General features: G+C 44.3%; 20 protein-coding genes and 1 pseudogene. 9 read left to right on the top strand and 12 right to left on the bottom strand.

Annotated elements, in window-relative coordinates:
- Nucleotides 1–382: 382 nt before the first annotated feature.
- Nucleotides 383–721, bottom strand: coding sequence for a hypothetical protein (locus R8269_RS19960; RefSeq protein ID WP_025500824.1), 339 nt, complete (start codon nucleotides 719–721; stop codon nucleotides 383–385).
- A 231-nt stretch (nucleotides 722–952) separates the two neighbouring features.
- Between R8269_RS19960 and R8269_RS19955 the strand changes: the two genes are divergently transcribed.
- Complete coding sequence (locus tag R8269_RS19955; protein WP_318222645.1) at nucleotides 953–1,537, top strand: flavodoxin family protein; 585 nt, start codon at nucleotides 953–955, stop codon at nucleotides 1,535–1,537.
- A 63-nt stretch (nucleotides 1,538–1,600) separates the two neighbouring features.
- Here the strand turns inward: R8269_RS19955 and R8269_RS19950 are convergent, their stop codons facing one another.
- Nucleotides 1,601–3,226: an ABC transporter substrate-binding protein gene (locus tag R8269_RS19950; protein WP_318222644.1), complete on the bottom strand. Its 1,626-nt coding sequence runs from the start codon at nucleotides 3,224–3,226 to the stop codon at nucleotides 1,601–1,603.
- Nucleotides 3,227–3,367: 141 nt separating this feature from the next.
- Between R8269_RS19950 and mpaA the strand changes: the two genes are divergently transcribed.
- Nucleotides 3,368–4,078, top strand: a complete 711-nt coding sequence (gene mpaA, locus R8269_RS19945; protein WP_017821883.1) for a murein tripeptide amidase MpaA — start codon at nucleotides 3,368–3,370, stop codon at nucleotides 4,076–4,078.
- 19 nt (nucleotides 4,079–4,097) lie between these two features.
- Here the strand turns inward: mpaA and R8269_RS19940 are convergent, their stop codons facing one another.
- Nucleotides 4,098–4,949: an SIS domain-containing protein gene (locus tag R8269_RS19940; RefSeq protein ID WP_021707579.1), complete on the bottom strand. Its 852-nt coding sequence runs from the start codon at nucleotides 4,947–4,949 to the stop codon at nucleotides 4,098–4,100.
- A 242-nt stretch (nucleotides 4,950–5,191) separates the two neighbouring features.
- Here R8269_RS19940 and murQ point away from each other — a divergent pair, with 242 nt between their 5' ends.
- The 3 genes from murQ (at nucleotide 5,192) to R8269_RS19925 (ending at nucleotide 8,781) form a co-directional block, all read left to right on the top strand.
- Entirely contained in the window at nucleotides 5,192–6,094 is a 903-nt protein-coding gene (gene murQ, locus R8269_RS19935; protein WP_017821881.1) for an N-acetylmuramic acid 6-phosphate etherase, read from the top strand.
- A gap of 28 nt (nucleotides 6,095–6,122) precedes the next feature.
- Nucleotides 6,123–7,577, top strand: coding sequence for a PTS N-acetylmuramic acid transporter subunit IIBC (murP, locus tag R8269_RS19930; protein WP_017821880.1), 1,455 nt, complete (start codon nucleotides 6,123–6,125; stop codon nucleotides 7,575–7,577).
- A gap of 148 nt (nucleotides 7,578–7,725) precedes the next feature.
- Nucleotides 7,726–8,781, top strand: coding sequence for a porin (locus R8269_RS19925; protein WP_025768709.1), 1,056 nt, complete (start codon nucleotides 7,726–7,728; stop codon nucleotides 8,779–8,781).
- 208 nt (nucleotides 8,782–8,989) lie between these two features.
- On the opposite strand, the gene R8269_RS19920 is transcribed toward R8269_RS19925, so the two are convergent.
- Nucleotides 8,990–9,901: a LysR family transcriptional regulator gene (locus R8269_RS19920; protein WP_262659792.1), complete on the bottom strand. Its 912-nt coding sequence runs from the start codon at nucleotides 9,899–9,901 to the stop codon at nucleotides 8,990–8,992.
- 88 nt (nucleotides 9,902–9,989) lie between these two features.
- Between R8269_RS19920 and catC the strand changes: the two are divergent.
- Nucleotides 9,990–10,649, top strand: a pseudogene (catC, locus tag R8269_RS19915) (type C chloramphenicol O-acetyltransferase).
- Nucleotides 10,650–10,705: 56 nt separating this feature from the next.
- On the opposite strand, the gene R8269_RS19910 reads toward catC, so the two are convergent.
- The 4 genes from R8269_RS19910 to R8269_RS19895 all read right to left on the bottom strand — a co-directional run bounded on the left by R8269_RS19910 (nucleotide 10,706) and on the right by R8269_RS19895 (nucleotide 16,943).
- Entirely contained in the window at nucleotides 10,706–12,385 is a 1,680-nt protein-coding gene (locus tag R8269_RS19910) for a DUF342 domain-containing protein (RefSeq protein ID WP_258669829.1), read from the bottom strand.
- Nucleotides 12,386–12,613: 228 nt separating this feature from the next.
- Nucleotides 12,614–14,638: a tRNA(Met) cytidine acetyltransferase TmcA gene (locus tag R8269_RS19905; protein ID WP_318222643.1), complete on the bottom strand. Its 2,025-nt coding sequence runs from the start codon at nucleotides 14,636–14,638 to the stop codon at nucleotides 12,614–12,616.
- Between the two features lie 105 nt (nucleotides 14,639–14,743).
- On the bottom strand, nucleotides 14,744–15,718 hold the full coding sequence (locus tag R8269_RS19900) for a ParB/RepB/Spo0J family partition protein (protein ID WP_318222642.1): 975 nt from the start codon (nucleotides 15,716–15,718) through the stop codon (nucleotides 14,744–14,746).
- 7 nt (nucleotides 15,719–15,725) lie between these two features.
- Nucleotides 15,726–16,943, bottom strand: coding sequence for an AAA family ATPase (locus tag R8269_RS19895; RefSeq protein ID WP_005374503.1), 1,218 nt, complete (start codon nucleotides 16,941–16,943; stop codon nucleotides 15,726–15,728).
- A 1,238-nt stretch (nucleotides 16,944–18,181) separates the two neighbouring features.
- Here R8269_RS19895 and R8269_RS19890 point away from each other — a divergent pair.
- Nucleotides 18,182–20,152 carry a replication initiator protein RctB domain-containing protein gene (locus R8269_RS19890; RefSeq protein ID WP_005374502.1) on the top strand — a complete coding sequence of 657 codons (1,971 nt, stop codon included), beginning with the start codon at nucleotides 18,182–18,184 and terminating at the stop codon, nucleotides 20,150–20,152.
- Nucleotides 20,153–20,441: 289 nt separating this feature from the next.
- Here R8269_RS19890 and R8269_RS19885 read toward each other — a convergent pair whose 3' ends face one another.
- The 3 genes from R8269_RS19885 to R8269_RS19875 are packed head-to-tail and all read right to left on the bottom strand — an operon-like array spanning nucleotide 20,442 to nucleotide 22,692.
- Nucleotides 20,442–20,909, bottom strand: a complete 468-nt coding sequence (locus tag R8269_RS19885) for a transcriptional regulator (RefSeq protein ID WP_256901204.1) — start codon at nucleotides 20,907–20,909, stop codon at nucleotides 20,442–20,444.
- Nucleotides 20,909–21,841, bottom strand: a complete 933-nt coding sequence (locus tag R8269_RS19880; protein ID WP_017821873.1) for an ATP-binding cassette domain-containing protein — start codon at nucleotides 21,839–21,841, stop codon at nucleotides 20,909–20,911. Before R8269_RS19880 ends, R8269_RS19885 begins: the two co-directional genes overlap by 1 nt.
- 2 nt (nucleotides 21,842–21,843) lie before the next feature.
- Complete coding sequence (locus R8269_RS19875; RefSeq protein WP_318222641.1) at nucleotides 21,844–22,692, bottom strand: ABC transporter ATP-binding protein; 849 nt, start codon at nucleotides 22,690–22,692, stop codon at nucleotides 21,844–21,846.
- Nucleotides 22,693–23,053: 361 nt separating this feature from the next.
- Here R8269_RS19875 and R8269_RS19870 point away from each other — a divergent pair, with 361 nt between their 5' ends.
- Nucleotides 23,054–23,251, top strand: a complete 198-nt coding sequence (locus R8269_RS19870) for a PA3496 family putative envelope integrity protein (protein ID WP_005374493.1) — start codon at nucleotides 23,054–23,056, stop codon at nucleotides 23,249–23,251.
- A 238-nt stretch (nucleotides 23,252–23,489) separates the two neighbouring features.
- Nucleotides 23,490–24,551, top strand: coding sequence for a GTP cyclohydrolase II (gene ribA / locus R8269_RS19865; RefSeq protein WP_017635221.1), 1,062 nt, complete (start codon nucleotides 23,490–23,492; stop codon nucleotides 24,549–24,551).
- Between the two features lie 68 nt (nucleotides 24,552–24,619).
- Here the strand turns inward: ribA and R8269_RS19860 are convergent, their stop codons facing one another.
- The gene (locus R8269_RS19860; protein WP_005374490.1) at nucleotides 24,620–25,375 is read right to left on the bottom strand and encodes a substrate-binding periplasmic protein; all 756 of its coding nucleotides are present in this window, start codon (nucleotides 25,373–25,375) and stop codon (nucleotides 24,620–24,622) included.
- Nucleotides 25,376–25,394 lie beyond the last annotated feature (19 nt).

Below are 25,394 nucleotides of genomic sequence, written 5' to 3'. Positions count from 1 at the left end.
GTTCTTTTAGTTGTTGATTTCATAACACTCTCCAATTTTGGGGGGTGGAAAGTGTCAACCTTATTTAGGACGGCACAATAACCCACTAAAAAGCCGATGTATCTACATCGGCTTTTTAATATCACTTGGTAGTCACAAATAACCCAAAGTTAATGGAGAACAACAGTGAAGAGACAAAACGTATAAACTGAAAGGTCACCGCTGTATTCTTTCATGATAAACACATGACACACCGCCGAAACCAAAAGCGCCACTTCAACCAAAGGAAGCTTCTTATTTACGAACCTTAAATAAATACAAAAAATAGAGATGGTGCAAGCAAAGAAAAAATCGTCACTAGTTCCATCTTCCTTAAAATACAAGGACATGGTTTTAGTTAAGCTTATATTTTTAGCTTCATTATGAGCCACCCACTAATATTTAGCGAGATAAGGGCATAAAAGAGGTAAAAAACAAGACTGACCGAAACAAAAAGTAGTGCATGCACTTTTTCTTCTAAGCTCTCTGGATGAACATTCATATCCACATCAAACACACCCGCTATAAAGTGTGCAAATACCGTGGAAGAGGCTGTAGAAAGGCCTCCTACCATAATGATAATAATCCCTCGCCTTAAGAAACGATGAAATGTACTTTTCCCGCCTTGGATCAGGTCTGAGTTTACATATTTTAATCTATTTTTCCGCCTATTACTCATCACTAGTATCGGTACCTTTATCATTGTTTCCAAGAGAGTTTTCTACATCTTTAAGATCTTCCTTTAACGCTTTTATACACGATATTCATCGTCGTTGCATTCACTGTAGTTATGCCGTCGACTTACCCTATAAGAAAGCTCTTTAGATACCAATTCGTACTTTATCTATCTCAAATCTCTTCTTGACCTCAACTTATCTTGAGGTTTTAGCCTTAGTCGCACGATTAAAAATCAACAATGAAAAAAGGAACCATTGTGTCCAAAATTGCGATTATTTATTTCTCTAAAACCGACGTTACTGGTCAGCTTGCTCGCGCGATTGCCGCAGGCGTTGAACAACAAGGCATTAAGCAGCAAGATGAATGTGAAATCCTCGCTCACCGAATTGAAGGCAGTGAGATTATTGAGGGACGTTTTGTGAACCCTAAACTAATGGATGAACTTGCTGAGTGTGATGCGATTATCTTTGGCTCACCGACCTATATGGGCGGTGTAGCAGCGCAGTTTAAAGCATTTGCAGATGCAAGCAGTGAATCTTGGTATTACCAAAAATGGGCGAGCAAAATCGCGGCTGGCTTTACCAGTGGTGGGGCAATGAATGGCGACCAATCTTGCACATTACAATATCTACAAACGCTCGCTAACCAACACGGCATGATGTGGGTCGGGTTGGATAAGATCAGCAATTCTGGGGAGCAAAACCTGAATCGTTATGGTGTACAAGGTGGTATTGTTGCACAAGGTGGTGAAGGTGGTCAGTTGCATGCTTCTGATGTTGCAACGGCGGAGTATCTTGGCAAACGAGTCGCTATGCTCGTGAACAAGCTCTCCACTCGCTAACAATAAAAAGAAGCCCCGTAAGATACATCTTCGGGGCTTCATATTTATCGTTTGTTTTGAGCGCTACTTCTTGATGTAGAGGTCTTTCGAGTAGATACGACCTTCTACGTTGTTCTTGGCAAAACCGCCAACCGTAGGACGAACCAAACGCGCTTGCATGTAGTAGTAAATCGGTGCGATTGGCATATCCGCCGCCAACAATTGCTCGGCTTGATCATAGAAACCTTGGCGCGCTTTCTCATTGGTTGCGGCCAATGCACTGTTCATCGCGTTGTCGTACGCTTCACTGCTGTAACGTGCAAAGTTACCCGAGGAACCTGAGCGAAGTAAGCTCAGGAAAGTAGACGCTTCATTGTAATCACCACACCAGGAAGCGCGCATCACATCGAAATTGCCTTGTTTACGCGCCACTAAGTATGACTTCCACTCTTGGTTTTCTAACTCCACGTTTGCACCGAGATTTTTTTGTAGCATCGACGCTATCGCAACCGCGATCGATTTGTTTGCCTCACTGGTGTTGTACAACAATTTAAAATCGAGCGGCTTGTCTTGGCTGTAACCCGCTTCTTTTAACAACTGACGCGCTTTCTCGTCACGTTGTTGCTGACTCCACTTACTGTATTCAGGCGGCGTCGCATCAAACCCTGCGGTGTACTGATGCGCAAAAGTATAAGCAGGAAGGTTGCCCACTTGCGTGACACCATTCGTAATCACATCGCGCATGATGGAGTACGACACCGCTTGACGCACTCGCACATCATCAAATGGCGGACGAGTGGTATTGAACGCGTAGTAATACGTGCACAATAATGGCACCACCGTGTAAGCCTGCTTGTAATCTTGTTTAAGCTTCTGCGCCATATGAGTCGGCACATCTGACGTGATATCCAGCTCTCCTGCCGCATAACGATTGATAGACGCGTTTTGGTTTTCAAACGGAATATAAGTCACTCTGTTTAGATGCGTATCTGCGCTGTCCCAGTAACTTGGACTCTTAACCAGTTCAATGCGCTCATTCACGACCCACTTATCCAATGTGAATGCACCGTTGCTAACAAATTGGTCTGGATCACTCCACGGCTTGTCGCGGTTTTCCACTGTCGCTTGATGCACTGGCATCATGGACGTGTGCCCAGTCATAGCAACAAAGTACGGCACTTGACTGTCCAACTCAAAACGTAGGGTGTATTTATCCACTGCCTTGATACCGAGATCGTCCAAAGGCTTTTTGCCCTCTGCTACATCGGCGATGTTTTTGATCTTGGTGAGTTTGAGATACCAAACATTTGGAGAAGCGGTCTTCGGGTCCACCGCTCGGCGCAGTGAATAAACAAAATCATCCGCTGTCACAGGCTCGCCATTCGACCATTTCGCGTCTTTGCGCAAGTGAAAAGTAAAGGTTTGGTTGTCGTTGGTTTCCCATGATTCTGCCACACCGGGAATAATGTTTCCGTCACGATCTTGAATCACAAGCCCTTCAAATAAGTCACGAATCACATGCATTTCTGGCAGACCTTCGGCTTTCGCTGGGTCAAGCGTCGCCGCCTCTGCGTCATTCGCACGTACTAAATGCTGTTCTGCGGCAAGTTGAATACCTTTAGGTAAGGTCTCCGCAGCAACTGATGTAGCAAGAAAAGGGGTGAATAAAGAGGAAATCAGCAACGCCGTTGAATGTTTTTTAAAATCCATATCGTTTTTCGTTCTCCTAACGCGTCTTGTGAAGCAAGTGCCACAATTAACATTTCAACCATTGACGAGTTTAAACGGTTCAGTTTAGCTAGGTGTAATTAGCTTAGATATTGATACTACTTCATCAATCAGGAGATTACGGTGAGTCTAATTCCAAGAACGGAAAGAGCGGCATTTTTAATTCGGCCAACATCATACGGTCAATCCGTGCTTGGTGCGCCATTACTGTATTTTCCGGCTCAAGTCGAAAGTGCTTTGCGAGGTTTGATTTTGGCAGGCACTCACGGGGACGAGACGGCCTCGATTGCAGGTTTGTCCTGCGCGCTAAGAAGCTTGCCTGCTGAAAACTTACGACATGATGTGATTCTGTCAATGAATCCTGACGGCAACCAACTAGGCACACGCGCAAATGCAAACCAAGTGGATCTCAATCGCGCGTTTCCAACCCAAAATTGGACTGAGCATGGCACAGTGTATCGATGGAGCTCTCACACACCCGTTCGAGACGTACAGGTGAAAACTGGCACTAAAAACCAACTAGAGCCTGAAGTTAGCGCATTAATTAACTTGATTGAACTGCGCAAGCCAAAGTTTGTGGTGTCGTTTCATGAACCGCTTGCTTTTGTGGATGATCCCAAACATTCCGACCTTGCCAAATGGCTCGGCGAGCAGTTCCAACTGCCAATCGTTGACGATGTCGACTACGAAACACCCGGCTCATTCGGCACTTGGTGTAGTGAACGTGATTTACCTTGCATCACGTTGGAATTACCCGCGATTTCTGCCGATCTCACCATTGAAAAACATCTCTCTGCTTTTATTGCTTTGCTGAGGCACGATCCGGATCTCTAGTCCGCTGTTGGTTAAGCGATCATGTGAGGATCTGTTTGATGTCGGTACTGATATCGCTGATCAACTGACGGGCACTGTCGTCTCTTTGCTGAACCAAGATGATAAACAGCAAATCGGTGATCACGTTTTGCGCGGTACGCGAAGCAATGGATGAGCTGCGATGTTCCGTTTCATTGGCAATCGTATCAAACGTAATATCGGCAATACCGCGCAAGCGACTTCTCCCAGGAGCAGATAACGCAATCACCTTCGCGCCCTGCTCTTTTGCCGCTTCTGCCGCGACGAGAATTTCTTTGCGTTCGCCCGAATACGAAATCGCAATCTGCACATCTTCTGAAGAGAGGGTACGAGCAACAGCAATCTGCACGTGGCTGTCTTGTTCGGAAAGCGCCGTAATACCGAGTTTAAGCAGTTTAAAGCTTAAATCCTTCGCGGTCAGGGCTGAGCCCCCAATCCCGACCACTTGCACTCGACGCGCTTCGCTCAACCATTTCACCGCTTGGTGACACGCTTCATAAGACAGCGCATTGGTGGTTTGAAACATAGCATCTGTTTTTGCTTTCACCAGTTTCTGTGAAATAACCGCGATGGGATCATCTGCCAAAATATCACTGTGCAACGGTGTCGACTGCATCGCATGCTTACGGCCAATCTCTTCATTCAGAGCTAACTTAAACTCGCTGTAGCCTTTAAAGCCAATACGCTGAGTAAATTTCACAATGCTCGATTGACTCACTTTTACTTGCGCCGCAAGTTCTTGGCTAGTGAGCAGCGCCGCCTTTTCTGCGTTTTCAACAATCCAATCGCCGACCAAACGACCACTTTGCGAAAGCTGAGTACGCCTCGCGACTATCTTATTGACAACTGACACAACAAAAACCTCAAAAAATTTAAATAATTTATTCCAAAACAAAAATAATTGGAGTTTGATTTAACTCCATGATTATTCTAACCAAGCCAGTTTATATCGGATGTAATAGACATATATTTTCTCTCATTATTCCAAATTTCTCCTGCACAAAGAATAACCTCAAGTGTGATTTTTATCACCAAAACAGAATATTTTATTCCATAGAATCGCCCTCAGATTGAACATTACGAAGAGTGTAAAACATGAAAATTGATTTAAGCCGATTGGTGACAGAAAGCCGTAATCCAGTCAGTGCAGAGATTGATACGCTTTCGACCATCGAGATGCTGCAAGTCATTAATGAAGAGGATCAAAAAGTCGCGCTCGCGGTCAAAGCAGTGCTACCACAAATTGCAAAGACGGTTGATGCAATTACTGCAGCGTTCGCCAATGGTGGCCGTTTGGTTTACATGGGAGCAGGCACATCAGGCCGCTTAGGAATTCTTGATGCGAGCGAGTGTCCTCCTACCTACGGCACGCATCCAGATATGGTGATTGGCTTAATTGCTGGTGGACATCAAGCGATTTTAAAAGCGGTAGAAAACGCAGAAGACAACGCGAAAATGGGTCAAGACGACTTAAAAGCACTTCACCTCACCAAGCATGACGTGGTTGTAGGCATTGCAGCGAGTGGCCGTACACCTTATGTACTAGGTGGTTTGGAGTACGCTAAATCCATCGGAGCCACGACCGCATCTATCGCTTGTAATCCAGAATGTGCCATGGCAGAAGCGGCCGACATCGCGATTCTGCCGATAGTTGGCGCAGAGGTTGTCACTGGATCTTCTCGCATGAAAGCTGGCACCGCACAAAAACTGGTGCTAAACATGCTCACGACAGGCGCAATGATTCGTAGCGGTAAGGTATTTGGCAACTTAATGGTGGATGTAGAAGCCACTAACGCCAAGCTCATACAACGCCAAACCAACATTGTTGTGGAAGCAACCGACGCATCAAAAGAAGAAGCAGAGCGAGCATTAAATGCCTGCGGTCGCCACTGCAAAACCGCCATCTTAATGATTTTGGCCGATTTGGATGCCGAACAAGCCAAATCACGCCTCGCCGCGCACAACGGCTTTATTCGCGCAGCACTAAATAATAACTAAATAATCCGAGTTCTGAAGGATAGACCCTATGGCAAAAATAACTTCAAACACAGTATCGCAGTTGCTGTCCGCAGTGGGTGGCAGTAGCAACGTAAGCAAATGTGGTAACTGTATGACGCGTTTGCGTTTATCGCTCGCCAACAATGGCTTGGCTGATCAATCAGTTATCAAGCAAATTCCCGGCGTAATGGGTGTGGTGGAAAGCGATGAGCAGTTTCAGATCATTCTCGGTCCCGGAAAAGCTCAACAAGCGGCTGAGATGATGAATCAATTGATCTACAGCTTAACCTCTGGTGACAGTGAAGAAGCAGATATGCCGCAACAAGATCTTTCTGCCGTCGCAGCCGAGCAGAAAAAACAGATGAAGAGTAAGCAAACCAGTGCGGTTCAGCGTTTTTTAAGCAAGTTTGCTACCATCTTTACGCCGTTGATCCCTGGTTTTATTGCCGCTGGTTTGTTGCTAGGTTTTGCGACGTTATTGGAACAGATGTTTGTTCTCGACCAGACACCAAGCCAGTTTATGCTGGATTTGATCGCCTACATGAAAGTCTTTGGTAAGGGTCTGTTTGCTTTCTTAAGTATTCTGATTGGTTACAACGCGCAGCAAGCGTTTGGCGGCTCTGGTGTTAATGGTGCCATTCTCGCCTCTTTGTTTGTGCTGGGTTACAACCCAGAGGCTACATCCGGTATTTACTCTGGCATGAACGAGTTTTTCGGCTTTGCGATTGATCCGCGCGGCAACATTATCGGCGTACTTTTGGCGGCGATCATCGGTGCGCAAGTCGAGCGTAAGGTTCGTCAATACATGCCAGATGATCTGGACATGATCTTAACGTCCGTTATCACTCTGTTGATCATGGGTGCGGTAACCTTCTTGATCATCATGCCAATCGGCGGCGAGCTGTTTAAAGGGATGTCTTGGTTGTTCCTCAACTTGAACGATAACCCATTAGGCGCTGCGATCTTGGCAGGTTTGTTCTTAATTTCTGTGGTATTTGGCATCCACCAGGGTTTTGTTCCAGTGTACTTCGCATTGATGGAAGCACAGGGCTTTAACTCGCTATTCCCTATCCTGGCGATGGCTGGTGGCGGTCAGGTTGGCGCGTCAATGGCGCTGTATTTCAAAGCCAAAAAAGACGCTCTACTGCGCACTCAAGTTAAAGGCGCTATTATTCCTGGCCTTCTAGGCATTGGCGAACCATTGATTTACGGCGTGACATTACCACGCGTAAAACCATTCGTTACCGCTTGTATTGGCGGCGCTGCGGGCGGCTTCTTTATCGGTTTAGTTTCTTACCTTGGCTTACCAGTTGGTCTTAATACGGTGTTTGGCCCGTCCGGTATCGTGGCGATTCCTCTCATGACATCTGAAAATGGCATCTTCCCGGGCATGATGGTGTTTGTTGCTGGCCTGCTTATCTCTTACATCGTCGGCTTCCTCGCGACTTACTTCTTTGGCTGCAAAGACGTCGATTTAAGCTAAATCATTCTTCCCCTATAGGAATGGACTAGCTCGCGCCCTTGGCAAACAAGGGCGCACCCTCTCTCTACTCCACGACAGTTTTTCTTATTCCGTTACTCGGAAGGGGCTTTGTCGTACCTAAAACAATAGAAATGAAAGGTCGTTAATCATGAAAAAGCACATTTTGACTCTACTTCTCCCTACATTGATGGCATCAAACGCAATGGCAGCGCAGCTGTATCAAGCGGAAGATGGGTCAGTTTTAAATATTTACTCTCGTCTTGGTTTCAATGTCACCAGTAAAAATGACGAGCACGGCGATGCAAATGGCGAGTTTGATGGCCGTATTGGTTTAAACGGTTCACAAACCATCAACGAGTACGCGTCGATCATCGGCCAAGCGCAATACCAAGTGGGTGCAGCTGAATACGCAAACCAAGTAAACGACAAACCGTCTCTGACCGCACGTTATGTATGGGCGGGGATTGATGCGAAAGATTATGGTCGTATTACTGGTGGTCGCGTGGCATCTGGATTGATTATGTTTACCGACATTGGTGATGTGTTCGCCTCTTCCGATGTTTCTATGGCGCGCCAAGCGAATAAAGTCGACAAAACCGCGACGCAAGTTTTCCGTCAAGATGGCACGCTGCAATATCAAAACAGCCTAGGTAATGTCGATTTTTCTGTCGCGTACATTTTAGGAAACAACACTTCTGAGCTCGACTACGGTTACAACGCTGCACTGCGTTATACGCTAGACATGGGGAATTTGGGTACCTTGGCACCAGTGATAGCGATGCAGAAGAATAAAGGTGATGCACGTGAAAGCAACGACACCGATTACACATTCTGGGGCGCAGGTACGCGTTACTACCTAGGTGATTTGATGTTGGGTGCGTTGTACTCGGAAGATGAACTAGAGGGCTATTACTCACAAACCAGTACCGACAAAGTGATGGAACTAACGGCGGTTTACAGTGTAAATGACAAATGGGTACTGCGTGCTGGTTATCGTTCTTTAGAAAACAGTGATGGTGACGAGCTAGAGCTGAAAGATACAACGCTAGAAGTGCAATACAAACTGACGCCTCGTTCTTCTATCTACACAAACTACGTTGATCGTAACGGCTCGCGTGGCTACAGCAATGGACAAGAAGTCTCGTTTGGCGGTGCGCACGCAGACGAAAGCTACTACCACTTAGGTCTACGTTACGAGCTGTAAGCACGATACCTAATGTAAGTTAGCTGAATCCATGAGCTTCTTCTGTGTCCGGTCAGTAGTTATTGCCTTTAATGCTGATTTGAAGAAGCTCACCCTCGCCATATGTTTTCTTCGTTACCTGTTTTAACAAACACGCCTGCATCAGGGAAGCTGGTGACAGTGTTTTCGCATTCCTTTGCTTCCTCTATTGTCACTAAGTTTGCTATTGCTACTCGCCGACAGAATATATGTTCCTAAAGTGATCAATGAACGCTCGCGTTCTTCTTGGTAAGTGCTCACGTTTTGGGTAGAGCAGATAAAGCGGCAAAATCGCATCCGTTTGCCATTCTGGCAGCAAACTCACGAGTTGTTCTTTTTGTGCAGGGTCGAGTTTAGCCAGTGCAAATTCATCTAACATGGCTACACCACAGCCAGCCAAAGTAGCATCCAACATGGACTGGACAAGATTAAAACTCAGCGTACTTTCTAACTCAATGCTGCACTGCTGTTGAGTTTGCTTATGCGTAAACGTCCACTTGTCTAACACCAAGTCACGACTTTTATAAAGGATGTGCTCTAAGTCACCAAGATCCTCTGGCGTACTTACATTTGGTTTATCAGCTAAATACGAGCGATGAGCGATCGGTTTACAGTGTAAAGTGCGTAGCTGATGGCCGACGTATCCCTCTGGAGGAGTATCGGTAAAGTAGAATGCGATATCAAACCCAGCCTCAATCAAGTCGAGAGGTGTCTCTGTGAAGACCACTTCGACGCTCACTTGTGGATGTTGCAATCGAAACTCGATCAATGTTTGGCTGAGTAACGCGGCTCCGAAAGAAGCAGACGCCGCTATTCTCAATTTTCCCGATACGATCTCGTTTGCTATGACTTGCTCATTGATCTGCTCAGCACCTTCGAGCAGTTGCTTTACCTGCTGATAAAACCGAAAACCATCGTAGGTCAAATTAAACTGGCGCGTAGTTCGCTGAATAAGCTGCACCGACAATATGTCTTCAAGCTGTTTAAGTTGCCGACTTACATGCGCATTCGAACAATTCAGTCGCTTTGCTGTGCCAGCAATACTTCGCTCCTCGCACAAAGCGACGTAAAGTGGTACGTAGCTGAGCCATTTTATTTCCATACAGTAATTCTGAATCTCTAAAATCAAACTACTGAAAATAATAGAAAGCCTCTAAACTCTGTACAACCTAAATTTGAAAGGATGAGTTATGAGTGTTTTCGACACGTGGTTAAAAGGTCAAGTCATTAAAGATCACATCACTAATCCCAATATCATCGTTGGCGATTACAGCTATTACTCGGGCTTCTATCATCAAAAAAGCTTCGAAGAGCAAGCGGTACGCTACTTGTTGGGTGACCCCGTCACACTTCAAGAATGGCAAAGTAGAGAAACCGATAGCATCGACAAATTAATCGTTGGCAAGTTTTGTTCTATCGCTTCTTGAGCCACCTTCATGATGGCAGGAAACCAAGGTCATCGCATTGACTGGATTTCGACCTTCCCCTTCTCTCCTGAAGAATTTGGAGAAGGCGTACAAGACGGTTTCGAGCGTGCCGGAGACACAGTGGTGGGAAATGATGTTTGGATTGGCGGTGAGGCGATGATCATGCCCGGAGTAAACATCGGCGATGGAGCCGTCATCGGAGCACGCGCCGTAGTGACGAAAGACGTGCAACCTTATTCTGTGGTGGTTGGAAACAACCAAGTCGTACGTCAACGATTCAGCGATAAAGAGATTGAAACTCTACTCAATATCCAATGGTGGAACTGGCCAATAGAACACATTAAACAAGCAATGAAAGTAATGTGTAGCAGCCAAGTGGGTGCGCTTGCGGACTACTATCAAGAGCACATTGTCGATTTGTAGATAAACAAAAGCCCACACATCTTGTTGCGACGTGTGGGCTCAGTGAGTAAGAAAGCTTAAACCGCAGCGACGTCCTCTTCTTCCAAGTTCGCCGAGACTTTAATTTCGTATTGATTGAAACGGAACGAACAACCGCCATGAGTGCGCTTTGTCGTTACTTGTTCGTCGCCAAACTGCACCGTCACGCGAGTGAAGACACGCTCTTTGGCTTCGACAATATTTTCTTCTAACGCGACTTCAAAGTCATGTTCCGTTTGTTCTAGCTTTTGCTTTATCGCTTCAAGCTGCTCGTTGTTTTGTGTTTTCATCACGTCAATCTGAGCTTGTTCTTCGTCGGTACGTTCGGCTTTAGGACGTTTCTTAAATTCGAGCTCTTTACGAATCACATCCATCGTGCCTTCTTGAGCGCGTTTGTATTGTTCTTTAAGCTCTGCTAATCGTTCCTTAAATGCAGAATAGCGTGCGAACGCTTCTACCTTAGTGGCGGTGTCGCCTTCTACGCCCAATTGTAAGCACACCACTTTGCCACCGACTTTTGCATCTCCGCCGCTGAGCGTGCCGTTCCTACCGTTCGCGTCTAGCACCGTCAGATTACGCCCACAAACAATATCGTTATTCATGCTGTGCACCGCCAACTCAATATCTTCGCCGGCTTGCAAATCACAATATTGGGCGTAGCTGGCACGAATCGAACCTTTGGCTTTGACGTGACAACTCTTTGGCTGGCCATCACTCACGGTGTGGCCAATGATCCCTTTACCAACTTGGATGTCGTCTTGCGCTTGTACGTCAGCCGATTCAATGAAGCCGCCTACAGTAATAGAACCCGTCGCTTTAACAATCATGCCAGATTCAATGTTGCCACCGATAATCACATTCCCTTTGAATTTCACGTGGCCTGTATTCACGCCAACGCTATTGAGGCAGAGTGCGTTATCAACTTCAATGGTTTTGTCTTTAATTAGAGGCGTACCGGATACCGATGCAATCAATAGGTTTGGGTCGTGCTTGCTTATCTCGGTGCCCTTGCCTGGCTTCATTGGGCTGTCTTTTCCAGCTTGTGGAGGAATCACTCGCCCTTGAACAGTAAAACCTGGCGTACCTTTGGTCGCAGGCGTGCGGCGCATCACCTCATCGCCTACGTCAACCGCGATAGTTTCACCGAGGTTACGTAAATCAATTTTGTCGCTAGCAGATTGGCCGTCTTTGGGTTTGAGGATGCGTTTGGTGATGTCTTTAACGAGAGGAGTAAAAAGAGCGTCTTTGCCTTTGATAGGTTGCTTACCAACCGCTACAGGTTGAGAAAAAGTTTCGCCGGGTTTGAGCTGAGTGCTGACAACCAACACTTTCTTCAAAGCCAGTTTGTTGATGCCTTTCGAAACTCGCGCTTGAGCAAGGGCTTGAACAATCTCGGGGCCACGTAAACCTCGGCCTCCGTAAGCACCGACAACGTTCATACTGGCGAGCATGTCATTATTCGACAATTCGACCTCAACTTGTGCGTTGCGTTTTTCTGCAATGACGATGCCTTCGTAAGCTTCAGCTTTACGTTCTTTGGCGCAGTTAATGAACCTAACGACTTCCCCCTCTACAACAAACATCTTTTCGGCGTTCATTACTACGAGCTGCTCGTTTAATTCATTTTGATTTAGCTCACCACCGAGATCCACTTCACCCGGAAGACGGGCTATCACCTTGGTTTTATCTTCAGATAACTCAAGACACAGCTTCCACATACCCTTACCACTATGCATCCCATCAACACTTTCAGTCTAACCAAATCCGTTTTCTGAACAAACCCCGCATTTCTTATTATAGGGCTCACGTCACTAAAGAAAGTAATCCATCAATAACGGTTAAACAGCATATTAAGAGAAAACTCGATTTAGCCTAAAGCTCAATCAAAATACACGCTGAAACAAAAAGGAGCTGGATTTACAGTGTAAAATCAGCTCCCAGTAATTTCATTTACAGTGTAAATCGCTCCAAATGTGTCTTACTTCGTCCCTTAACTGCTGCTCAACTTGCCTTCTTCCAGGTAAACCAAATTGCTGAGCACATTCAGTCCAACTACGGTTAAGAAAAAGCTTACTGATCATCAAGTCGGAAGCGGAGTTCAAACCTAAGTTAAGTAACCACTGCTGAAGCCACACAGACACAGACTCATAACTGTTACCACCATCAGCATAACATTCAATTAGTAATAACTTAGCGGGATGAAGTGGACTCATTCCCAAAGGTTGCGGCAATAGAGCTCGAAAAATAGGGGCTTCTAATTTTGGATAGACGTCAGCCACATTGTTAGACAACATTTCTTCAAATAGCGCCTGAGATTGGTCGACCCAAGCCGTCTGTTGGGAATCACAAGGTTTGACCATCAAGACTGAATAACAACCGCTAGCAGCATCGCGCATTGACCCTAAGCGAATTGTACGGAAGTTCGATTGTCGCCAGAAATAGAGCAACTCTTCCGTCGCACCAAAACTCGTGGATAAGTAGGCAATGTGTTTAGCAGCCATTTGCTCAAGTTGCTGCAGAATTTTTTGACCAATGCCTTTGCCTTGCAATGCTGGATGAACCGCAATTCTCATGACTCGCAGCGTCGATAGATTCGCGACATTCGGGAATCCTAGGTGGTTTGCAATCGTAATTGGGGCTAAGTGTCCTTTAGGACGACGCTTACCAAGCTGGATTTCTTCAATCAATTCATCGTCAAGGCCCCCCTCTTCGACCGCTAATATCACCCCCAGAACCGCATTATCTTGCTTAGCAAAATAGAGCTGACTGTTGTCGTCTTGCAAAAGGTGAATCAAATCATTCGGCGAGGTCTGATAATGAGCATTCACCAAAAGAGCGAAGCACTCACGCAGCAAACTAGGCTGCGATATCAAATTGTTCTTATCGGCTTTAGAAAGGGAAATTGAGTCGACCTGTTTAAGTTGATGGTGCGTTAACTCCGCATCCAACAAAAACGTGTCATAGAGCCATGATTCAAGCGCATCATTCATGCTCCAGCGGATGGGCTGTGTCATGTGCCATGTTTTCATTCCCGAACGCTGTTTCTGAAGCCAATCAACAAATTTAATCGTAAAGCCCCGGCCACAACCTTCATAACCATGAACAGTCGTAGAAAAAACGAGTCGATGATAATGTTCGGTAATGCTTTTGAGCATAGGAACTGGAATTGCAGCCGCTTCATCGACAAGTAACAAATCACATTCAGGTCTGCTCGATAGAAGTTCGTCAGGAGCAATGAATTGAATGGCTCCCTGCCCTGATTCTAATCTGTCCTTCCTAATACGCTGCGCATTAGGAAGTAGCCGCAAAGCATGTTGGTAAACAGGCTCAACGGCTTTTATAGATGGTGCCGTAATTAAGATTCTAAGTGGCTTCTGCTGTAATAAGCTCGCACACGCAATGCCGAGGGCACTTGTTTTTCCGCGCCCACGATCAGCGGTCAAAACTAACGGTCGCTTTCGATGTCCAGTTACCACCTTTTCAATTAGAGAAATGGCATGTTCTTGTTCCGTGTAGTGGCTTTCTTTTTCTGCCTGCTTGATGTCTGGAGCCATTGGCAATGGTTTGTCTTGCTCAATAACAACGAGCTTCTCCCATTGTTTATGCATCCATTGCTGAGCAAAATTCGCATTTTGTCGCAGCTCAGTAATGACAATAAGAAAACCGCCGCCAACCAATGAGCCAAGCGTGGCGGTAAAACTATTTGCGTCAAAGCCATTTCGAGCATCAAACAATAGAACGTCACACTCTCTGCCTAGCAACATGTGCCCTTGTTTAGACGAAACGCTGGATACGTTTTTCAAACCAAAATCACCAACAGAAAACCAACGTTGATGGCGCTGCGTTTTATGGAACTCTGACATCAACGCATTTTGCCAAGAAGCCTCGCCTTGAATGACAACACCAATCCTTTGGAAAGATTGGTGAGCTTGATATTGAAGTGATGAAAGGAAATCAGATTGTGTCTGCATTTTGTCTATCCAACGTTGAACTGACGTAATGGTATCACATCTTTAATTTGACGCTTCTCAGATATAAAAAAACCGCCCGGAGGCGGTTGATTCAATCATCATTTGTTATTGCAGTTTGGTTTGTACAAACGCAAGAATCTCTTCCATTAAGCTGTCGTCAACTTTCTTCAAGTTCAACGCCAGGCTGCTACCTTTTCGGCTATAGCTTGCTCGACCTTTTACTAAGTCGACTTTTTCCGTCTTCTTGCCAGGTTTTGCTGGTGCAAGTTCAGTAATCCAATTTTCGATGCTTTCCGTGACTTCTTTTGTCAGACGAGCAACGCCTTGAGCTGTGCTTCGCTGCCATAAAAACCCTTCGCTAGAGCGACATTTATCTAACAGCTCTTGCTGCTGCTCTGGCGTCAGCGTTGAAAACTGTTTGTGCAGTTTCACGATAGTTGGACGACCGAGATCGCCAACATTCGGATACGCTTGAAGCAGTTCTAACGGTAATGCTGCGGCTTTTAAAGCGCCACTTACCAACGCTTCACTGCACTGGAACATTTTTGCCAATGCTTTCTGATCCTCAGCTTCACCACTATCAAGCTTAGCCTGCATCTCTTTCCCTTTTTCATATAAAGAGAGCGGCTTGTGAGCATTTGCCACATCAGACAAAAACTTAGCATGGTCAGTATTAATGTTGTCAGCAACATAAACCAAAAAGTCTTGTTCGGCGAGGATACAAGACATGCGACGACGGCTACCATCTAAAACTTCAATCTTGCCATCTTCAGTTCTACGACCCACTGCTGGATATTGTTGGCCACGCTCTTTGAGTGTGACTAAAACATCAGATAAAGCATGTTCGTTTAAGAACGATTGCTCACGAGCGTTATCAACAAATACTGTTGTTTCTGTCGCAACTTTATTTGCAGGAATACGCACAAGTTCAAACTGAACAATATTTTCACCTGCAATTGCTAGTTCAATCGTTTGAGCTTTCTCTTTTGCCGCAGTTTGCGCCTCTTGCGGAGTCACAACACGACGCTTATTCGTTTTGCCAAATAATTTCGCGTTTAATTCAGACGTTTTCAAAGCCATTTACTTATTACCCCTGATTCAATGACGGCCAATTAGAGTGCAGCACACGCTCTAATTCCAGTGCGCTTTTATGAACAGCGTCTTGCGCGGTGGCTAGTGTCTTCTTACCGCCTTCAAAATCGCTTACTGTCAGATCAAATACTGTGCTGTAGGTATCGGCACAGGTTTCAAACGCACGGCTACGAGGAATAGTAGCCATCATAACTTGGTCACCTAGAAGATAGTTCATTTCAGTTAAAACAGAAACTTGCTTCTTATTGTCGTCCTCAAACATGGTTGGCATCAAGCGAACAAACTCAAGACCATTCCAGTCCTCCGGGAACATTTCATATACCGTAGGCAAATGCTGGAAGAAGTTTACTGTTGAAGCCCAGTCCAGACGCTTAGCCGCACAAGGAATTAGCAAGGCATTTGATGCATACATCGCATTCCATACTAATGGGTCAACGTGTGGACCGGTATCAATCATAATGATATCGAAGTCATCAGCAATTTTATCAATCAGTTGCTCTTTCAGCAGACGGACGATATCGAGTGATGGGTCTTCAGATAGCGTTTGCCATGCTTCCGCATTAAACATCGCGTCTTCTGGAAACGCTGAAATCGACTTTAAGTTCGGATATTGCGTTGGCAGCAATACGTTTTTACGTAAAAATTCACTGTCAATTTCCACACCATCAGGCACGTTACCCAACATAATGTCTACCGCAGAATAGATATTATCATGCTCTGCCATGCTGATTTGCGGGTTGAGGAATAAACGTAGCGAGCCTTGTGGGTCTAAGTCGATTAAACAAATACGGTATCGTTTATCCAAATTTAGCGCTAAACATGCCGCTAAATGAACCGCGGTCATTGATTTACCTGTACCGCCCTTTTGGTTCTGCACATTAATAATCCAAGGTTTGTTACCTGAATTCTTTTTACGCTCATGAAATTTAGGCACTTCAGCCGCATCCATGAGCATGTGTGCTTCTTCTAACGTAATTGAATAATGATTCGCGTTGTTTTTAGTAAATTGATGCCCAGCGGCTTCCATTTTACCAATCGCGTCGTCGAGCTTACGGCGAGTTAGACCAGAACGGGTTTCCATCATCGCTTTCGACATTGGTGGGAAGTAGTTATCGCTTCGCTCTTCTAAAACAATTTCAATACGGTCAGCTTGAACCTGCTGAGTCAGCTCCGCTAACTCAAGAAGGTTTTCAATCGTTTTTTCTCTTTTCATGCCAAATTCCGTTGGAAGGATTTATAACTGCAATTGTACAGCAGTAAAGACCAAAAACAACAAAAAGGTGCACAAACATTTTGAATTACCATCACATAAAAAAACACCCAAATCGACGCTTTTATGATTTATGGTCAAAAAGATAACTATTTTTAATCAAATAATCTTCTCATAAGTGGACACCTAAACTTAAAAATAAAAAGTGTTACAGCGTCACTCATTTACAATGTAAATCAATTCTCTACCGGAACGATTATAATCTTAAGCTAAATTACGGATTATGTTAGACCAACCTAATTTAAACGAAAAATAGTAAGTAATATCGGAACAATAAAGACCTGAACACCTTGATCATGTCTCCGAACAAAATAGGGCAGTTCCAGCGAAACATCTATGGAAGTATGATCAAGGTATACTTATGATCATGCTTCCGTGTTAATAAACAAATCCGAAAGCATGATCATGGAAAAATTGAGCAGAGTACGGTGTAAACACGTAAATAAAATAAGATCCATTAATCGGAAATATGATCAAGCCTTAGAATCTCTCGGAAGCATGAGTTTTCTTCTCTGATTTACGGTTGAGTGCAGACAGAATGGGGGATTGAGCAGAAATTGACGGTATAGAAGCCGGAACAATGAAATTGCTCAAGTTGCTATGATAAATCACGCTCTCATGATCATGCTTCCTGTAAATAAGCAGAGACTAGGATTTACTTCTAAATATGAGCGACTTGAATGTATTTTAATCAGATGAGTGATATCTCATCAATATGGACGCCAGAACGATAGATATATTGGCTCTTGATCATCGATCCGAGTATAAATAACATCACCAATGCACAATATAATCATCGTGAAGATCATTATTAAATACTGCATCTGTGGATAACCTGTAAAAACATCATGATCATCGTTTCAATACTCTTTTGATCATCTTTTCATAACCTTAATGATCATGCTTACGAATAAATATGATCATGCTTTCAGGTTATTGTTGATCATACTTTCAGACTTCTTATGATCATAGTTCCGAAATACATGGGAATAATAGTCTTATAGAACAAATGCTTAGCGAAAAACTTCAAGCCAGATCATTAGATCATATAATCAATTAAGATCAGATTAATCAAAAAGATCAGTTATTTAAAAAACAATCTTTTTTCTTTATTTATGATCTGTTTTTCTTTATTCTTCGGAACCATAGCACAACTACGGCTAGTGTGATCTGGATCTAAAATGACGGCTGATGAAAAAATTCTGATTAAAGCACCGAGAAGCCACAAAGATGGCCATCTTTTTGAGGTACATGAATCCTCTGCGGATTGGGTAGAGCAGTACCAACATTTCAAAGGGGTGACCAAAAGCATCTTAGAGTTGCTTAATCTGATCTCATTACGAGGCTTCAGCAGCAAGGATGGTTTGGTTTCAACCACAGAGATTGTGGAAGCAACAGATGGGCAACTCACACGCGCAGCCCTGCAACAACGTTTGCGCGCGGCAGTAAATATTGGTTTATTTACTCAAACTCCAGTGCGTTTTGAAGAGGGACTTGCTGGTAAAACGATGCTACATAAATTTGTGAATCCCAATCAGCTTATATCTGTGTTGGGAGCAACAAGTCTTGTTACCGACAAAGTTCGCCAGAACGAGAAACAAAAACGTTCGAAAGCATTGGCTCAGACTCAAGTAAACAAACGTTTGTTGAATGAGCACGGGTTAAACACACCTCCCACGATGAAAGATGAAGCCGATCAATTTGTTGTATCTCCAACAAATTGGGCTGGGATAATTGACCAAGCACTTGCGCCACCAAGAACTCGAAAAAGTTATCAGAAATCCATGGTGTCGATCTCTGGCACAAAAGCCGTTATTGAGACGCGATCATCCAAAAATATCATGACTGTGGATGATCTCATGACCCTGTTCGCTCTCTTCACGTTAACGGTTCAATATCATGATCATCACAAAGATCAGTATCAGCTTGATGCGGCTCACGTACCAAACAAAACGCCGCTATACATCACTGATATTTTGTCGCTCAGAGGCAAAAAAGACAGTGGCCCAGCTCGTGATTCCATTCGCGATAGCATTGATCGCATTGAATTCACTGATTTTCAGCTCCATGAACTTACTGGACGTTGGCTAAGTGAAAACATGCCAGAGGGCTTCAAAAGTGATCGTTTTCGTTTTCTTGCTCGAACCATCACAGCCTCTGAAGAGGCACCAGTGGAGGGAAGCGATGGTGAAATTCGTATCAAGCCAAACTTATATATTTTAGTTTGGGAACCTTCGTTTTATGAAGAGCTGTTAACGCGCGATTATTTCTTCTTGTTTCCGCCAGAGATCTTGAAACAACATACTTTGGTGTTTCAACTGTACTCTTTCTTCCGTAGTCGCATGGTTCGTCGTCACACGGATTGCATGCTATTGAGTGAGTTAAACCAGAAACTTGCACGTAACATTGAATGGCGTCGGTTCTCAATGGATCTGATCCGTGAGCTGAAACGCTTGTCAGACGGCAAAGGGACAGACGATCTTTTTGTGGTGAACTTATGGGGCTATCACTTAACGATCGAAACCATGATCGAGAATGATAAAGTGATGGATTACCAGATCGACATCAAATGTGACGTCGAAGAGGTGCTGCGTTACTCACGTGCTCGTACAACCAACGCAGGCAAGCGCAACATGGCGCCTACGCTGCCAAACCCGCTTCGTAATGAGATGGTAACCCGACAGCAGCTTGAGGAGCTCTCAGGCATCATAGACGGCGAATTTGAGCCCATTCAACGCAAAGCACCGTCTCCAAGAGGAAATTTAGGGCGACGCGTGAAGCAAAGAAAACATTTGGTAGAGATCAATGCTGATGAGATCACCATTACTCTATCTAAATATACCTCACCAGAGGCTCTAGAACGCAGTATAACGGCTTTGTCTGCGATGACAGGGCACTCGTATGCCTCAATCAAAGAAGAGTGCTCAGATTACATAGAGAAGCTCGATTGGCTAAGGGTAGGGGATGAGCCGATTCCTTATGAGACATTAAGTAAAACCGTCGAGCTGTTTAACACCCAGAACGATGTTAAGCATCTTACCATCGAGCGCTTGATTGCGGGGTTAGCGGTGCGTCGGAAAGTTTGTCGTCAAATCTTCGATGGTCACATGGATGAAATGGTATTTCGTGCCTTGGATGAAATGGCGATTTAAAAGTGTCGCTTGATGTGTATCAAGCTATAGGTGTGATGTATCGGTTTGAAATGTAACAATGTCTTTCGATGATAAAAAACAGACTTAACTCTTACAAACCACTGACATTAGAAGCCAAGCCTAATACTACTATTTATCCCGAATAGACAACCTTTTGTCCTTTCTGATGATTAATAGATTGGCTCATATTGTTACATTCATTCTGAATAGACTTCGCGAGTTTCTCCTCAGGAAACTCGCTTTTTTTTGCCTAAAATTCCGCTAATTAAGCCTTGATCATTTTTCCGGACTAATGAGGTAAACCTTGATCATGCTTCTTAGGTTCATTCCAGTGTAATGAACGCATCAACGCAACATGTGATTCGATTAAGCTATGGGCTTGTTCCTGCCACTTGTTTTGATCACACTGCTGATTACAAAACTCTAACGCCACAACGGTGAGATGCTGAAGTCGTCTCAAACACCAATCTTTGATCAGAATATCAGTCGAGACTTGGCATGCTGCTTGTTCAAGCTTTGCACTCGTATAAAGCAAGGTTTGATATGCTTTCTGAGGGTCTTGGTAGCTTGCATATTGAAACACGCGTAAACATCCATCCAACCAGCAAGTAATCGCTTTACTTTGAAGATCGCTCAATTCGGGGCCAAACACGTCATCAGGCACCTGATATAAGATCGTTTCCAATTTTTCTACTTGATCATGTTTCCGCTGTTCGTACCACATGGTGATTTGATCTTGCCAAGTACTCAAATCCATTACGCTGCCTCAGTCCATTGTTTTACATAGTGATTTGGCCCTATTTGATCAAATTCGTCGACAATTATGCTGCTACGTTGACGAATTTCATCGGCATCTATCGAATAGTTTGGCTCATTTTTCACTAAGTTACCAAAAGGTAAGTCAGGATCAGGAACGGCAGAAATCAACAGCTTAGTATAAGGATGCTGCGGATTCTTAAGTATTGAATGAGTGTCGCCCCATTCAACGATTTGCCCTTTGTACATTACTGCGGTTTCTTCCGCGATGTAGTGCGCAGTCGCCAGATCATGAGTGATGTATAAAAAACCAATTCCCAGTTCTTGCTTCATCCGTTGCATTAAATTTAACACTCCCAAGCGAATAGAAACATCCAGCATAGACGTAGGCTCATCCGCAAGAATGATTTGCGAACCTACCGCTAAAGCCCTTGCTAAGTTTACTCGCTGACGTTGCCCACCACTGAGTTCGTGAGGGAACTTATTCAATGTCTCTTCAGGTAGTTCCACCAGCTTTAGGAGCTCTTCCAAGCGGGCTGGGATGTCGCGCTCGTTTTTGACTTGTTTATGAATTTTTAAAGGACGTGTTAGGTGATGGCGAATGGTATGAGTTGGATTGAGAGAGCCAAACGGATCTTGAAACACCATTTGTACTTTACTGCGATATTCTTGTAGAGCCGATCGTGACGTGATCTCATTTATGTCAGTGCCATTGAAAAGGATCTCGCCTTCCGTTGCAGGATAGACTTTGGTTATTAAGCGAGCGCAAGTACTCTTACCGCAGCCTGACTCTCCAACCAGAGCCAAGGTTTTTCCTGCGTACAGATCAAAAGTCACTCCTTGAAGCGCACGAAAGGTTTCCTCTTTCGCTAAACCACCGCCTACTTTGAATTCTTTAATCACATTTTTCATTTGGATGATAGGCTGGCTCATGGTTACGCTCCTTGTAACTCTGGTTGTTTGTGGACGTCATGGATGTTTGGGAAAGAAGCCCATAGCTTTTGCGTGTAGGGGTGTTGAGGATGATTGCGTATATCGTATGCTCGATTGACTTCGACGATTTCTCCGTGACGCATGATTGCAATTCGATCACATAGTTGGCTCATGAGTGCTAGGTCATGAGTGATAAAGAGGACTGAAAAACCGAACTCATCTCTAAGCTGATAAATTTGCTGTAAAATTTCTCTCTGTACCACTACATCTAATGCTGTTGTGGGTTCATCCATAATGATCAGTTTTGGATTTAGAGACAAAGCAATGGCTATCACCAACCGCTGACGCATTCCTCCTGAAAATTGGTGAGGATATTCTGCTAAGCGTTCTCGAGGAATATTGACCAAGTCCAACAACTTTTCTGCTCTATCTTTTGCTTGAGCGTTAGTGAGGCCTTGATGGTGTCGTAACACATCTGCAAATTGCTCTTGTATTGTTAAGACAGGGTTGAGTGAGTTCATCGCGCTCTGGAACACCATGGCGATTTCACTCCACCTTAGAGCGGTCAGTTCAGAGTCTGAGATACTACGGATATCTTTGCCATCAAACCATATTTTACCGCCAGAAATGAACGCTGGCGGCTTATGAAGACGATTTATTGAGAATGCGATTGTGCTTTTACCACATCCAGATTCACCGGCAAGACCAAATATTTCGCCTTTGCCGATATCAAAGCTGACGGACTTTACCGCATTAAAATCACCATTATCAGTGATGTAATCGACGCACAAATCTCGGATCTGGATGACCGGGTCATTGTGGTATGCATGACTTAAGTTAATACCATCCATATAAACACCTAACCAATCTAAAAGATAATTATTATCATTATCAGGTGTGGCGGTTTTTAGAAAGTATCAAACCATGAATCAGTGAAGTGACTCGAAAGTTAGGTTAAACAGGAAGTGGTGTAATGCGTCGTTGATAAAACTAAAGAAGAGCAGAATTGAGAGCTAGATCAGCACACTTTTCGTAGGGGGAATTACTCAAATTTAATCGTAAATTTGTCCCTTGGCAAAACTTAAATGATGAATCTATTAAGGAGTTAACGAAAGGGCGGGAGGGGTCACATTTCCCTACAGTTTTTCTTACCACCTTGTTCCGGTTTTGCTATAGATTACGCATCGAAAACATGGTGTGTTCGGAGGAAATATGTCCATTAATTCTATCGACCATGACGAGATGACCAACATCGCTCACAAATGGGAATTACCTGATGAGGAAACCGTTGTGAAGCCAGAGAAAACAGTGAAATCAGCAGAAGCCAGAAGACGCATTGAAGCGTTACGTGAGATCCGTGAAAGTGGGTTGACCATTGAAGAAGCAAGGGAGCTTGGCTTGATACACTGATCGCCTCAGGTTGGTTTAGCAACCCATAGGGTAGTCGACGGACTGCCCTTTTTATTTTTTCACTCTATTACTCTCTTATTCAAACTCTCCATTTATCTGTCTTGCGCCTCAAAAGCACGAGTTTCACACTCACGTCCCGTCCCGAAGAAGTTTGACAATCTGACCTTGTGTTACTAGATATATCAGTAGCGATATGCTTTTTGTTGATTATCGCAACCACAAAGCAAGGAGCGCAAGTATGGTTGATCAAATCCTTTTTTATGAGCCCGATGAGCCCCACGGTTTTCTCTCAAATTTTTGCCATGCCCCAGTCAATATCTCCTCCCAAACTTGGCCCACCAGCGAACATTATTACCAAGCCCAAAAGTTTCTCGATGCTCAGTTGCAAAGTAAAATTCAGCACGCAAGCACCCCTGACGAAGCGTTTGCTTTAAGCCGCAAATACGAACACTTTGTCAGAAGCGATTGGGACGATATAAAGTTGGCTGTTATGGCTTTCATCGTTAGGGAAAAGTTTCTACAAAATCCACCATTAGCGCAGCAATTAATGAGAACGGGTAACGCTTGCCTAACAGAGCATTCTCATAAAGATGCCTTTTGGGGAGACGGGGGAGATGGTAAAGGAGAAAATCATCTAGGAGAGATTCTGATGAATGTGCGGGCAGAGCTGAGACATGTTGAGCCTTACAATCTCGTGAAGTTTATCGATAAAGCCAAATTGCCCACCCAGTGGGGCACATTTATGATGTACGGCTTTATTGAAGCCGCGACAAATAAAGAGCATCTTGCTCTGGTCTATGGTGAGCCAACAAAAAGTGCAGCTCCACTTATTCGGTTGCATTCGGAGTGTCTTACCGGAGATGCTCTATTTAGCACGCGTTGTGACTGTGGTTTTCAGCTTAATAGAGCGCTACAAAACATCGTCAAAGAGGGATGTGGCGTGCTGCTTTATTTACGTCAAGAAGGGCGTGGAATCGGCTTGATTAATAAAATTCGTGCCTATCACTTACAAGATGATGGCGCAGATACCGTGGAAGCAAATGAGCGTTTAGGTTTTGCCGCTGATATGCGTGATTACGCGTTCTGTAAAGGAATGCTAGAGCATTTGGGGATTGACGCTGTGCGTCTAATGACGAATAACCCACGCAAGCTCGCCGCCTTAAAAGCGGTTGATATTAACGTCATTGAACGAGTGCCATTACAAGAAGGGAATAACCCAAGTAATCAACATTACCTGCAAACCAAGGCGAGTAAATTGGGGCACATGTTTGATCCTAAGTTTGTTAACCACACTAAGTAAGTGCTACAGATTTCCCAGAAACAAAAACGCCAACGTATCATCGTTGGCGTTTTTGTTAATGAGTTGATTCATTGATACTTTTGAATGATTTCATCAATTTCCCCTGAGGCTTTTAATTCAACGAGTCGTGTATTGATGTAATTTTGAGTTTCTGGTTGCATTTGAGGTGAAAAAGCTAGGTAGATTGAGTAGTCAGGAATAACCGAGCTGAAAGGCTGTATCTGAAAATTCTCTAACGGCAAATTGAGTCGCTTTAAGTTGTAAAGGACTCGGGATTCCATCTCGACAAAAGCTGTATCTCCAGGGGTTCGGCTTATCACTCGGTATGCGGCGTTGTAGTCTTTCACACGCATTTCATTGACACTGCCATTTTCAAAGAACGGTGTTAAATTTGGATAATCAAACCCCAGCAGTAATACAATAGAACGACCATGCATCGTATCCATATTTTTGAATTCTAAAGGCTTCTCGCTACTCGACACCAGTACATGTTTTACAGTGTAAATGGGCTCCTCAGATAAATTTTCCGATTGCACCTTGCCCCAGTTCGGGCTGCCATAAGTTAACCAGTTTGGCTCAGCGCCTTCTTCCAATATGGAAATCATACGTTTAAATGGATAAGTATGATAATTCACTTGGTAATCCGACTCCGCGAAGATAGCGCTGACGATATCGGTCACAATTCCGGAGTGCATTTGTCCCTGTTGTTCAATTTGAAATGGTCGAGCTTGTTCAGCAATGACGTAATAGTTCACTTGATTTGCGGTCACATGAGAACTTACAACAATTAAGCTAAAAGCCAATCTAAGTAGAAGTCTTTTCATCGTATCCTCGATTATTATT

Source organism: Vibrio sp. Vb0667 (assembly GCF_033391095.1).
This window is presented reverse-complemented; position numbering and strand designations above follow the sequence as displayed.